This window comes from Tenacibaculum jejuense, assembly GCF_900198195.1.
Taxonomy (GTDB): domain Bacteria; phylum Bacteroidota; class Bacteroidia; order Flavobacteriales; family Flavobacteriaceae; genus Polaribacter; species Polaribacter jejuensis.
On sequence record NZ_LT899436.1, the window covers coordinates 3,129,918 to 3,144,098 of the forward strand.

Consider the following 14,181-nt stretch of genomic DNA (forward strand, 5'->3'; position numbering starts at 1 on the left):
AGAATACTAGTGCAAAAAAAAGATAAGACAGTATCATTTTTAAGTAAAAAAACAACAGTTTTAGCTGGCGAATCTGTAAAATTAGAGTTTTCTGCTAGTGATGATAATATTCAACTTTTTTGTACAAGCTCATATTCAACAGTAATTTTAACACCTAAACGCGTAGATAAAATATATCAGTTTGACTTACCTAAACATTTAACAAACAAACGAGGCGATATAGTTTGGAATGTAATACATCAAAATAAAACTTTACTGACAGGAAATATTACAGTCTTGCCTTCTAAAGAAAAAACAATTATGGAATCGTATGCAGGACCACCTAGTATTGTAGCTGGCGGTGAAGATTACTTTATGCTTACAGTTTGCCCAACAGACGAATATGACAACCCCTTGTTAGATGATACTAATGTTTTGATAAATTATCAATTCGACTCTAAAATTGTTTCTTCAAATGAAAAGATTAAAAATTTAACTGCTTGGAAAACTATTTTTTCTTATGAAAAATCTGGACGGTTTTTGGTTAATTCAGAATGTAATGGCGTTTCTTCAAAAGAAATTACAACTGAAGTGTACCCTAACAATGCTGTAAGATTTAAAATCACATCATCTAGATATCATGACTATGCAGATGGAAATCAAATCGCGAGTTTTAAAACATCAGTAATAAAAGATTCTTATGGCAATATTGTTAGCGATGGAACTCATGTTGTTTTTGTTACTAAAAATATTTCTGGTGATTTACTCACTTCTTATGGAAATACCATCGCCGGTGTCGCAACTGGAAAAATGTTACACCCAGACAGAAAAGAGTCTTGGAAAACATTTGCTTATGTTGATGGTATAGCTGAAAGCGATACACTTAACATTAAATTCAAAGAACTTTTTACTGATTTTCAAGTTAAGTTTTCAGAAGATAATAGAGAAATTACTGTTGGCCCTATAAAAAGTTTTATGAATCAGTTGATACCAGACGGTTTTGTTACTAAATTGAATATTTACCAAAAAGATACCTTACTAGAAATTAAAGAAGTGCCAACAAGAAAAGGATATGCCAAGTTTTACTTACATCCAGATTTTTATATTGAAAATTCTTACGGATTAAAAATAGAAACAGGCGGAATTACCAAAAACTTCATTAAAGCATTAAAAAATTAATATGACTACTAAAAAAAGACACAAAACACTACTTGTTTTCCTTTTTGTTTCTCTTTGTTCTATCTGTTTATACGGAATAAGTATCATTTTTAATTTTTTAAATACTGGTGCAGACAGAGCTTCTATTTTACATTTATCTGTAGAAAGTAATGATGTGTATTTACCCAAAGTTACTTGGAGCTCTATAGATAATCCTGGTAGACCTATGGAAGAACAAACGTTGAAAGAAATACAAAAAGATTATTTAAATGCGTGGCATATTAAAAATATAGCATATCGAGAAAATAATCCGTACGGAATTAAAGATTACTATACAGATAGTGTTCAAAAAAAACTGATCAATACAATTAATTATAACAAATTAAACAAGGTACAAGTTGAAACTACTACACTTCAGCATGAACCAAAACTTAATTTTTACAGTGCAGATGGACAATTAGTAACTTTTACTGATGAAAATGTTGTAGAATATCAGAGAATACATAAAGATGGAAAATTTCTTTTTGAAACTGAACTAGCTTCAACATATAAAATCATGATGTTGCTTGAAGATGGATTTTGGAGAATTAGACATTTTGTAAAACAAAGAAACCCTGCAAAAAAAATCGAAAAAGAGACTTCAAAATACGCTACAACTAGAAATGATTCTATTTTTTTAAACAATATTCCTTATAAAATTAAAGGCATAAATTATTACCCTCAAGATACTCCATGGGATATGTTTGGAAATAAATTTGACACTGATATTATTGAAAAGGATTTTAAGTTAATTCGTAGTCTCAAATTAAATACTATTCGAATTTTTATTCAATATGAGGATTTTGGAAAAGCAAATATAAAGCTCGAGAAAATCAAAAAATTAAAAGAAACTATTCGTATTGCTAAAAATAACGACTTAAAGGTAATTGTTACTCTGTTTGACTTTTATGGTGATTACTCAGTGCAAGATTGGACTTTAACGCACCGACACGCAGAAGCAATTGTAACTGCTTTTAAAAATAACGAAACAATTATAGCATGGGATATTAAAAATGAACCCGACTTAGATTTTAAAAATCGTGGTGAAAAGAATGTATTAAAATGGTTGGAATACATAGCTAAAGAAATAAAAAAACACGATAAAAATCACTTAATAACTATTGGATGGTCTAATTTTGAAGCTGCAAAAAAACTAACAAATATTGTAGATTTTGTTTCTTTCCATCATTTTAATGACAACTTTGAAAATGATTTCTCTTCTTTAAAGAAAGCTACTAAAAAACCTATTCTAGTTGAAGAATTTGGTGTGCCTTCCTATAAAAGTATTTGGAATTTATTTACTGGTGATTCAAAAAAATCACAAGCAACATATCATAAAAAAATGCAAGAACATTTTAGAAAGTATAATGTTTCACATATGGCTTGGACATTATATGACTTTTCTAAAATTCCAACCGCTGTTGCTGGAAAACTTCCTTGGAAAAGAAACAAACAAAAACACTTTGGTTTTATCGATAAAAATGGGAAACAAAAACCTTCTTATAAATTTATTGCTCCTGAGTAAGTTTATGCTGTTTTTACAACTCCTTTTTTAACTAAAAGTTTATCAAAATAATTTAAATACATATCTGCTACTTCAGACATAGGAAGGGATGCTGCAGCTTTATAATTTGCTCTTGCCAATTCTAAACGATAAACATCGTTAGTTACTACATTTTTTATTGCTGTTGCTAAAGACTCTACATGATTTGGTTCAAAAAACTCTCCTCTGTAGCCTTCATCTTGAATTAAATCTGTTAAATCACCCAAGTTAGGCATAATCACAGCTTTACCATAACTTCCAGCCTGATGCAAAACTCCTGAACTACCAGTAGTTGAAGTATACGGAAAAACAACAACTGTGCTTTCACCAAAAATAACAGGAACATCCTCTTCTGCAACATAACCTGTAAAATGTAAACCTGATACATGAGCGTATTTTTGTTTCATTTCTTCTATATAACCAGGCGTGTTAGGGCTATCAGTTCCAGCAACAACAATTTCTAAACTCTCATTAGTTAACTCTCTAACTCTTTCAACAGCTTCTATCATCACTTCTACTCTTTTATATGTTCCAAATTTACCAAAGGCCATAACTTTTTTTGGACCTTCAGGTAAGGAATAATCTGGCTCAGGAGGCATTTCAAAAGTTCCATGAGGTATTAATACAGCTTTATCTGTTTTGTATTTATCTTTAAGAGTATTCACAAATTTTTGAATGGTTAATGCTACATAATCAGCCTTCAATAAAAATCGTGTTAATACAGTTCCTATTAACCCGTAAGTTTTTTGCAATAATTTATTTTTTGTAAATCCGGCGCTATTTAAATCCACCTGTTCTAAAATATTATGCAACAACACAATAGTTGGAATTCTTTTTAACTTACTTAAGTAAGGCATCATTAAACCTAAAGCAGCCGGAACTTTTTTATCTCCAAATTTTAAAAATTGTAAATTATACAAAACGGCATCTGGTTTTGTTTCATTCAAAGCCTTGTTTACTGTGATTAAATTTTTATAACTGTTAAACTTCCAACAGTTTTTTATAATCACTTTACAACCTTCTTCTTCAAAAAGTAAATGTTCATCTTTTACAGCTTCATCAGTTAATAAAATCAATTCTTCTACTCTATCGTTTAGTCGAAATTGTTTAACTAAATGATATCCATATTCATTTAATGTAACCTTACTTGGAGGAAATGCAGTAACTATAGCTAATTTCATATGATTAAATTATTTAGAGTACTAATAAATATCTACCTTAATCTACTAGGAAAGGGCTGTTTTCGCTTGCGAGCACAAAACTACAGACGAAACACAACTTACTGTAGTTCAGTTTTTTTCTTTCTATAAGTTTTAAAAAAGAAAAAGAAAAGTTGCACTATTAACAATACTAACATAGCTAGTATTTGTACGATAACAACCTCTTCTAAACTATTATGAAAGTAAATAATAAGAAGTACTTGAGTTATACCTAAAACACCAGTGATTACTACTGGTATATATTGATCTATTGATAAAAAGTAATATGCAAAAACATTCGATATAGCAAATATTGATGTTGCTAATGCATATTTCCATAATAAAGGAGCAATAGCTACGTAAGCTTCTCCGAATAAAACATTTACTACAAACTCTGGAAATAAATAACTTCCTAAAACTATCGTAAATGAAAGCACCGTAATATAACCTACATATTTTAAGAGTATACTACCATGCGGTAAACCTTCTTTTTCTTTATTAACTACTGCTGGTAGTAGTAACATTACAAACATCCATGCAACAAAATAAACTACTCTTCCTATTAACGCTAAAGAAGCATATAAGCCTGCTTTATAATTATCAAAATAATGTTTTACTAAAAGTATATCACTATTGTTGATAATAATTTGCGTACACTCATAAAAAGCTGTGAGTATAAAAAACTTCATCACTAGTTTTTTTTCTGCTTCATTTAATTGTAAAGTTGGTTTAAAAGCTTTTTTTAATGTAAACGGAAACAAGCTAAAAAATAATGAAATTAAAATACCTGTAGCTATTATTACAGACGATTGTATGTTACTTAGTATGTATAATAAAAATAATGTTATAATTAATCTACTTAGCATTTCTGCTTGATAAGTAATCGATAAATCAACAAATTTTTTATTTCCTTGAAAAACTCCTCGATTTACACTCATTAAAAAGTAAATAGGTACACCTAGCCCAAAAATTAAAAACATTGAAGAAGTGCTAGTATTGAAAATTTGTTGGAGATATCCAGATGATAAAACTATAATAACTCCAAAAATTATTCCTGCTATTAGAGTTCTTTTGGTAATAAGATGTATAAAACTTTTTTCAATTTCATCATCAAAAATAACTGTGTATTTAGCTGTAACTAGTTGAAAAGTCATTGCTACAAAAGATAGAACTAATAAAAAAGTAATTAGTATTGCGGCATCAGCAAATGCTGTAGGACCTAGTATGCGACCTACAATTAAATTGTACAGATAATTTCCAGCATTAACAAATAATGCACTTAGCATAAACACTTGCTCCGGACGAATTGACTTCGGGGGTAATAACTTCAATTTCATACGTTTTACTCTTTTCCAATTTACATAAATTAAATTTATTAAACGATAAAATTTTCAAAAATGGGTGTTTTTCTTAAGAAGAAATAAAGTATATTTAGAAGTACATTACTATTTAAAACTTCGTAGATGAAAGAAAAAATGTCCCTCGCCATTATTATCATTTGTTTTAATATCCCTTATCTACTTGCTCAAGTAAACATGGACAAAGGTTTTAAAATGCTTGAAACAGGTGACTTTAAAAATGCTAAGTTATTTTTTGAAAATGTACTAAAACAAACTCCTAATAATAAAACAGCCAAGCTCTGTTATGGTAGAGCTTTAGGTTTAACAGGTGAGACAGAAAAAGCAACTTCATTATTTACTGAATTATTAAATGGTTATCCTAATGATTTTGAAATCAAACTAAACTATGCAGAATCTTTACTCTGGGATAAAAGATTTCTGAAAGCAAAAAATTATTATGAGAAACTTCTTAAAGAAAAATCTAATAGTTTTAATGCACTTTTAGGATATGCAAATACTTTATCTAATTTAAAAGAATATAATTCAGCTCTTAAATTTGTAAATAAAGCTCTTGATGTTTCTCCCAACAACCCTAACGCTATGATATCTCGAAAATATATTAGATTAGGATTAGCAGATACTCTTTTTAAGCAAGAAAAATTGGAAGAAGCCATGTTTTTTTTAAATGAAAACTTTAAAGATTTTAAGGATGATAAAGAATCTTTACAATTACAAACAAATATTTTTTTAGCTAAAAAAGAGTATGAAAATGCAAAACTTAATTACTCCAAAAATTTAACAACTAAAAAAGACTCTGTTGTTTCTCTTAATGGTTTGTCGTTAATTGCTCATTTGCAAAAAAAGGATAGAAAAGCGTTACAATTTGCTGAAAAAGCTTTAGTAAAACTACCTCAAAATAAAAATCAACCATATGTAGAAAGAACTAAAGAACGATATGTACAAGCCTTAATCTGGAACAAGAAAAATAAAAAAGCTAAGCGAGAAATTAAGAAACTTTATGAAGAATATGGAGATAGAAATTGGATTCATGCTTTGAATGCAACACTTCAAACTTACAGAGGAAATTCATCTGAAAGCGTAAAATATTATCAAAAAATACTAGATCAGGATAAAACATCTTTTGATGGAAATTTAGGTTTAGCCAATGCTTTATTTGCAAACGATGAGCATAAAAAATCTTATAAAGCAGTACAGGAAACTTTACAGGTTTTTCCTCGACAAAAAGATGCTATGGCACTTGAAAAAAAGCTATTATTAAAATTTACACCACATGTAAAACAACGTTTTAATTATAGTTTTGATAGTGGTGATAACATTTCTTACGCGTCTAATACTTCCATGGAATATCCATTAAATACTAGGCTAACTTTAACTTCTAGCTTGAACTTAAGAGACACAGAAAATAAAAACTCTGGAGTTTCTACCAGTGCTATTAACTTTAGTGGAGGATTGAATTATATCATTTTACCTAAATTAAAATTAGTTTCTAGCATAGGATTAAATAAAGTTGGCTCTGAAAATTCAAATTACAATCAGTTTTCTGCAAATATTGCTTTACACATAAAACCTTTTAACCTTCAAAATGTTGAGATTGGTTACAGTAAGCAATTAGAAAATTTTAATGCTGATCTATTAAATAGAAGAATTGTAAATGATAATTATTTTATCAATTATAATATCAATACTAATTTCAACTTAGGGTGGTTTAATCAATATTTTTTAACACAATTAAGTGACGGTAATCAAAGAAATTTATTCTTCACTTCTTTGTATTACAACTTTATTTCAGATCCTGTGTTAAAAGGAGGTTTAAATTATCAATTTATAACTTTCAATCAACAAGTTCCTTCAATATACTTTAGTCCAGAACGATTTAACAATGCTGAAGTTTTCCTAGAACTACTTAAAGACGAAAATAACATCGCTCCAAAAAACTGGTATTATTGGCTTAGTGGTGCTACTGGTCTTCAATTTATTGATGATAACTCTAAACAATTAACGTATAGAATACAATCTAGATTAGGATATAAGTTTTCTTCTCGATTTTTCCTACATGTCTTTGGACAACATACAAATATTGCATCTGCAACTGTAGGAGGCTTTACTTTTACCAATTTAGGTATTTGTTTAAAATGGTATTTAAAAAATAGTGCGCTAAAATAAAAACCCTTTTGTAAAGCTACAAAAGGGTTTATCAACCAAATAAATCTAAATGCTTCTTAACGAAGCGGGTTTTTCAAATAATGAAAAATGAAATTTTTAAGATTTGGGGTACTTCTATCTATTAAAAAACTATTCTAAAAAACTTATTTACACTTCAAAAGTAAGTTAGCTTATCATCTTATTTTCTTTTAAATCGACACTTACTGTTTTATGTATAGTTAAAATAACATTTACATTCGACGAACAGTTTTTAGATAAAAACTCACACCTTTAACAATTCATAACTTAATCTATATAACTAATTGAATCTCCTGAAACAACATTCGTTTAAAAGACTAATTATAATTAAATTACATTTGACTGTTCTTTGCTCAATTAACTGTTTAGATAGTATAAATTAAAAAACCTTCTGCTACTTGGAGTTGCAAAAGGTTTCTTATTAATCAACCAAATAATTTTTTGAGTCTTCAAATTTAAAGAAGGGAATTATTTATAATGAGAAAACATAAACGTTTATAAATAGTTTGGGATAATTACTACTTACTTCTTACACTTCAAAAATACTACAGATATCAATTTATTTCTTGAAAAATCGCTTATACGGAGTAATCTTAAGACTAATAACGAGTGTAGATCGTTAACTTGTTTATCATTGATAACTAATCCATTTTTAAGTAATATTAAAAAACTAAAAAACCTTTTACAGTTGGGAGTTGTAAAAGGTTTTTAAATTGAAAACAAACATATACTTTCTAAATTTATCTTAAATGGAATTCACTAAAAAAACATAAACTTTTATAAATAGTTAGGGATAATTACTACTTACTTCTTACACTTCAAAAATACTACAGATATCATATTTATTTCTTGAAAAATCGCTTATACGGAGTAATCTCAAGACTAATAACAAATGTAGATCGTTAACTTGTTTATCATTGAAACTAACCTATTTTCAAGTAATACTTAAAAACTAAAAAACCTTTTACAGTTGGGAGTTGTAAAAGGTTTTTAAATTGAAAACAAACATATACTTTCTAAATTTATCTTAAATGGAATTCACTTAAAAAAACATAAACTTTTATAAATAGTTAGGGATAATTACTACTTACTTCTTACACTTCAAAAATACTATAGATATCGTGTTTATTTCCTGAAAAATCGCTTATACGGAGTAATCTTAAGACTAATAACGAGTGTAAGATCGTTTACTTGTTTATCATTGAAACTAACCCATCTTTAAGTGATATTTAAAAACTAAAAAACCTTTTACAGTTGGGAGTTGTAAAAGGTTTTTAAATTGAAGATAAACGTATATTTTCTAAATTTATCTTGAATGGAATTCACTCAAAAAAACATAAACTTTTATAAATAGTTAGGGATAATTACTACTTACTTCTTACACTTCAAAAATACTATGGATATCATATTTATTTCTCAAAAATCGTTTAGTTGGAGTATTGTATAGATTAACTACTTACATAAATCGTTCGCAAGTTTTTATCAAAAAAATTACATAGTATAAAACATAAAACCTTTTGCAATTGGGGTCTGCAAAAGGTTTTATTAATCAACCAAATAAATCTAAAAACCTTCAAATAATGAAGGGCGTTTTTATAATGAAAAAAACAAAAAACTTTTATGTATTGTAAAACTTTTAATTCTTATTTACACTTCAAAGATACTGATAACAAACGCTTTAAACTTTGCATTTTAGCTATAAAGTAGTTTACTTTAGATGAATGGTTTAAACCACTCGTTAAATCGATTTAAACACCTAAAAATCAAACAACTGAAACATCTACAAATAAAAAACCTTTTGCAATTGGGGTCTGCAAAAGGTTTTTATTAATCAACCAAATAAATCTAAAAAACCTTCAATTTTTAGAAGGATGTTTTTCTATAATGAAAAAAACAAAAAAACTTTTATGTATTGTAAAACTTTTAATTCTTATTTACACTTCAAAGATACTGATAACAAGCTCCTTAAAACTTAATTTTTAGTTATGAAGTAGTTTACTTTAGATGAATGGTTTAAACCACTCGTTAAATCGATTTAAACACCTAAAAATCAAATAACTGAAACATCTACAAATAAAAAACCTTTTGCAATTGGGGTCTGCAAAAGGTTTTTATTAATCAACCAAATAAATCTAAAAAACCTTCAATTTTTAGAAGGATGTTTTTCTATAATGAAAAAAACAAAAAAACTTTTATGTATTGTAAAACTTTTAATTCTTATTTACACTTCAAAGATACTGATAACAAGCTCCTTAAAACTTAATTTTTAGTTATGAAGTAGTTTACTTTAGACGAATGGTTTAAACCACTCGTTAAATCGATTTAAACACCTAAAAATCAAACAACTGAAACATCTACAAATAAAAAACCTTTTGCAATTGGGGTCTGCAAAAGGTTTTTATTAATCAACCAAATAAATCTAAAAAACCTTCAATTTTTAGAAGGATGTTTTTCTATAATGAAAAAAACAAAAAAACTTTTATGTATTGTAAAACTTTTAATTCTTATTTATACTTCAAAGATACTGATAACAAGCTCCTTAAAACTTAATTTTTAGTTATGAAGTAGTTTACTTTAGATAAATGGTTTAAACCACTCGTTAAACCAACATAAACACTTAAAAATCAAAAAAACTGAAACATCTACAAATAAAAAACCTTTTGCAATTGGGGTCTGCAAAAGGTTTTATTAATCAACCAAATAAATCTAAAATCCTTCAACTTAATGAAGGGTGTTTTCTATAATGAAAAAAACAAAAAAACTTTTATGTATTTTAAAACTTTTAATTCTTATTTACACTCCAAAGATACTGATAACAAGTTCTTTAAAACTGAATATTTAGTTATGAAGTAGCTTACTTTAGATGAATGGTATAAACGATTCGGTAAGCTGATTTACTATTATTGAATTACATTGATATTAATCTAATTTTTCGGTTTATGAAATAAAAAAATCCTTCTTTTAAGAAGGATTTTATAATCAACCAAATAAATCTAAAAAACTCCACTTGTTTGTGAAGTGGGGAATTCAAATAATGAAAAAAACAAAATTTTAAGAGGTACCTCTAATATATTTAATTCGAACTTTTAATTTAAATACACTTTAAAGATATGGTAGATTTAAACTAAATAATTAAATATTCGGTATGTAGATGTTGTTACATCGACTAAAGCAAGAGCTTAAGTCGATGAATAGTAAAACTTTGTAAATGTGTTGATTATAAAAAACCTATAATAAGTTTAGCCTTTTCATGAGCTCTGATCGATTCGATCTACTTACTGGAATAACATCTTTTTCTATAAGTACACTATTATCTTCTATATCTACAATTTTCTTTAAATTGATAATATAAGATCTATGCACTTTTAAAAATAAATCGTTAGGTAGTTTCTCTTCTATTTTCTTTAAGGTAGAATGAACCGTGTAGTTTTTATCTTTTGTCTTAATTAAAATATAATCTCCTTTTGCTTCTACTATATTGATACTAGGAATTTCAATTTTAATTAACCTTCTATCTATGTTTATATACAGCTGCTGGTCTTCATCTTTTGCTTCCTCTTTTCCAGATGTATTAGCTTCTTGATTTTGATTACTAAATGTAAACTTTTTTGCTTTTTCTATTGCTTTCACAAAACGTGGTAAAGTAATAGGTTTTACTAAATAATCTACAATACATTCGTACTCAAAAGCATCTATTGCGAATTTTTGATCTGAAGTTGTTAAAATAATTCTTGGAGGTTTTTTAAGTGTTTGAATTAAATCAAATCCCGTAAAATCTGGCATGTGTATATCTAAAAAAATAAGATCTACTTCATTTTGATTTAAATACTTTATTGCTTCTATAGCGTTTGAAAATTCCTCTATAACGTTTAAAGATCCTTCAGTTTTACATAGCTGGCTTACTATTGTTCTTGCTGTGGATTCATCATCAATGATTAAACAATTCATGTATTTAAATAATTTTACGCATTGTCTAAAAAATTAGACATCTTAGTTAATAATTCCAAGAAATCAGTGTGTCCTTTCATATCTCCTTCTAAGAGTTCTTTTTCGTATGCTACAGCTGATTCATATGATTTTTCTAAGCCTAAAATACTAATTTTATGTTTAATTTTATGAACTATCTCTGCTATTTGTTTAAAATCCTGTTTTTCAACATGATTGTTATACGTATTTACCTCTTCTGGTAATTCACTTTTTAAAATTGACAGCATTTTTGCTTCAAACTCTTTGTCTCCTCCGGAAAGTTCGCTGATGTAGTTTAAATTTGGTTGTTCTGAATTCATTTTATTTATTTCTTAAATTCGATGTAAAATGTTGTTCCTATCCTCTCTACACTTTCTAACCATATTTTCCCGCCATAAACATCTACAATTTTCTTTACTATAGAAAGACCTATACCTGTAGAATCTTTATGATTTCCTAATGATTGGAATACTTCAAAAATTTTTGCGTGATATTCTTTCTTTATTCCAATACCGTTATCTTGAACACTAAATATATAGCTTTTCTTTTTTTCTTTAACATTAATTTTTATTAATCCTTCTTCTTTATCGATATAATTTACAGCATTACTCATTAAATTTTGAAAAAGTTGCTGGATTCTCACCTTATCTGCCTTAATAATCGGTAAGTTTTTATCTATTTCAATTTTAATATGCTTTGGAACATAAATTAATTTACTAATTCCTTTTATGACTTCATAAGTATTTACATTTTCAAAAGCTTCATCATCGTTATTAATACTCGAATAATTAAGAATATCATTAATTAAACGTTCCATTTTCTCTACGACTTCCTGGATCATATCAACATTCTGCACACCACCTTTTCCTAGATTTTCTCCATAGTCTTCTTTCAACCAACTTGTTAATGCGGAAATACTTCGTAATGGAGATTTTAGATCATGAGAAACTATATGAGCATATTCTTCAAGCTCAACATTACGTTGTTCTAGCTTTTTAAGCAACTCTTCTTTCTGTGATTCTAATTTTTTGATATGAGTAATATCTAGAACGATACCTATTGAACCTGTAATCTCTCCTTGTATATCAAAATTGGGTGCAGCACTTACTAATAAAACTTTTTCTTGATTAAGGTTATTTATAAATTTAAATTCATAGGATCCTGACTTTTGACCTTTTTTATCTTTATTTCTTTGTTGAATAAAATCAATAATCTTTTCTTTCTTAAAAAGCTCTCTAACATCTTGATTCAAAATTTTCTCTTCATCAAAACCAGTCATTTTCATGAAGTTACTATTGGTTGATAAAATTTTATTTCTTCGATCTAATTCTACTAATCCTAACTTCAAATTTGCTATAATGTTGCTATATCTTTTTTTGTGTGTTTCTAGGCTTTTTCTGTAATTCCTAGATAAAGTTACATCTCGGTACGTCCAAAGGTGTCCTTTGTATTCATTATTCTTTGATATCGGTATGTAATCTCGCTCTAATATTCTTCCATCCACCAATCTTAATTCGTCTCCTAAAACTACTTTCTTATCTTTTATTAATTTATTGATTCGATTTGCAAAATATTCTGGTCGTTCAAAAAGATGCTTTGTCTGGCTTAGTAATTTCAGGCAATTTTGACCTAATAATTCTGATGGTTTTAGTGGAATTGAAAAAATCTCGCACATTTTTTTATTAGAAATAACAATCTCTCTCTTTTCATTTTCTAATAAAACGGCACTATCTAAATGAGAAATTAAAGATGTTAATCTATTTTCTGATTCAATTAGCCTTTGTTCTGCTAATTTATTTTCAGTAATATCTTCAACCGTTGCTACTTGAAATTTCACTTTACTTTCAGGACTTCTTACAGAATTCACAATTGTTTTAGCCCATAAGATATCACCATCTTTTTTTATGTATCTTTTCTCTTGAGTAAAATTATTTATTTCTCCAGAGGAAATTTTATTTCTTAATTTTTTTGAAGCTTCACGATCGTCTGGATGAGTAAATTCATTTACTGTTAAGGCTCTCATTTCTTCTAACGTATAACCTAACATTTTTGTAATCGTGTTATTAGCAAAAACAAAATCATCGTCTTGCTCTTGTGATAAAACAATACCTATAGGAGAATTATTAAAAATAATATCTAATTGATGTTTTTGTTCTTCTAATAATTCTTGAATTGCAATTTCTTCTGTAATATCTCTAGCTATACCTTGCGCTCCTGCTACTTCTCCATTTGTGTTACATATTAAACTACAATTAACTTCTAAAGTTTTAATTGTTTTGTTTTTGGTAATAATTCTAGATCTATACTTAGTATAAAAACCTTCTTGTATTAAATTTTTAAAAGCACCTATGGTGTATCCATAATCGTCAGGATGAACGATTTTCATTAAGTTAAGTGGAGTACCTTCTGTATAATCATAACCAAACATAGTTATGGCTATATCATTCATTTTTATAACATTGCCTCTAAGATCTATCTGTACAAAGGCATCATTAATATTTTCAAAAATTCCTTTAAGTTCAGAATCTTTTTTTGATAATTCTTCTTCTAAGTGTTTTGTTTTGGTCTCTAGCTTGTTGATTAAGTTTTCAGATTCTTTAGTAAAACTGTTGAGTTTTTCTTCTGCAGCTAGTCTTGCTTTTTTCTCATTTTCTAAAGCCCGTTTCAAATCGTTACTCACAATATCACTCATAATTGTTTATTGGATATAGTATAAAAAAGTAATGTATCCTGTTGATACAACAGAATATATTAA

8 protein-coding genes are annotated in these 14,181 nt (G+C 27.6%); 3 read left to right on the forward strand and 5 right to left on the reverse strand.

All coding sequences use genetic code 11. From position 1 onward, the window contains the following. Window positions 1–9: 9 nt before the first annotated feature. Complete coding sequence (locus tag AQ1685_RS13815; protein WP_095073085.1) at window positions 10–1,158, forward strand: hypothetical protein; 1,149 nt, start codon at window positions 10–12, stop codon at window positions 1,156–1,158. 1 nt (window position 1,159) lies between these two features. Then, the gene (locus tag AQ1685_RS13820; RefSeq protein ID WP_095073087.1) at window positions 1,160–2,701 is read left to right on the forward strand and encodes a cellulase family glycosylhydrolase; all 1,542 of its coding nucleotides are present in this window, start codon (window positions 1,160–1,162) and stop codon (window positions 2,699–2,701) included. Window positions 2,702–2,703: 2 nt separating this feature from the next. Here the strand turns inward: AQ1685_RS13820 and AQ1685_RS13825 are convergent, their stop codons facing one another. Next, window positions 2,704–3,900 (reverse strand): glycosyltransferase, encoded by a 1,197-nt coding sequence (locus AQ1685_RS13825; protein WP_095073089.1) that lies wholly within the window; start codon window positions 3,898–3,900, stop codon window positions 2,704–2,706. 98 nt (window positions 3,901–3,998) lie between these two features. Then, entirely contained in the window at window positions 3,999–5,255 is a 1,257-nt protein-coding gene (locus tag AQ1685_RS13830) for an oligosaccharide flippase family protein (RefSeq protein WP_231970192.1), read from the reverse strand. A gap of 126 nt (window positions 5,256–5,381) precedes the next feature. Between AQ1685_RS13830 and AQ1685_RS13835 the strand changes: the two genes are divergently transcribed. After that, complete coding sequence (locus tag AQ1685_RS13835) at window positions 5,382–7,442, forward strand: tetratricopeptide repeat protein (RefSeq protein ID WP_231970193.1); 2,061 nt, start codon at window positions 5,382–5,384, stop codon at window positions 7,440–7,442. A gap of 3,246 nt (window positions 7,443–10,688) precedes the next feature. Here the strand turns inward: AQ1685_RS13835 and AQ1685_RS13840 are convergent. From AQ1685_RS13840 to AQ1685_RS13850, 3 genes are read right to left on the reverse strand one after another with little or no spacing between them, the layout of a single operon-like run. Then, window positions 10,689–11,408 carry a LytR/AlgR family response regulator transcription factor gene (locus AQ1685_RS13840; protein WP_095073095.1) on the reverse strand — a complete coding sequence of 240 codons (720 nt, stop codon included), beginning with the start codon at window positions 11,406–11,408 and terminating at the stop codon, window positions 10,689–10,691. Between the two features lie 14 nt (window positions 11,409–11,422). Next, complete coding sequence (locus AQ1685_RS13845; RefSeq protein WP_095073098.1) at window positions 11,423–11,746, reverse strand: Hpt domain-containing protein; 324 nt, start codon at window positions 11,744–11,746, stop codon at window positions 11,423–11,425. A 5-nt stretch (window positions 11,747–11,751) separates the two neighbouring features. Beyond that, on the reverse strand, window positions 11,752–14,118 hold the full coding sequence (locus AQ1685_RS13850) for a PAS domain-containing sensor histidine kinase (RefSeq protein WP_095073100.1): 2,367 nt from the start codon (window positions 14,116–14,118) through the stop codon (window positions 11,752–11,754). Window positions 14,119–14,181 lie beyond the last annotated feature (63 nt).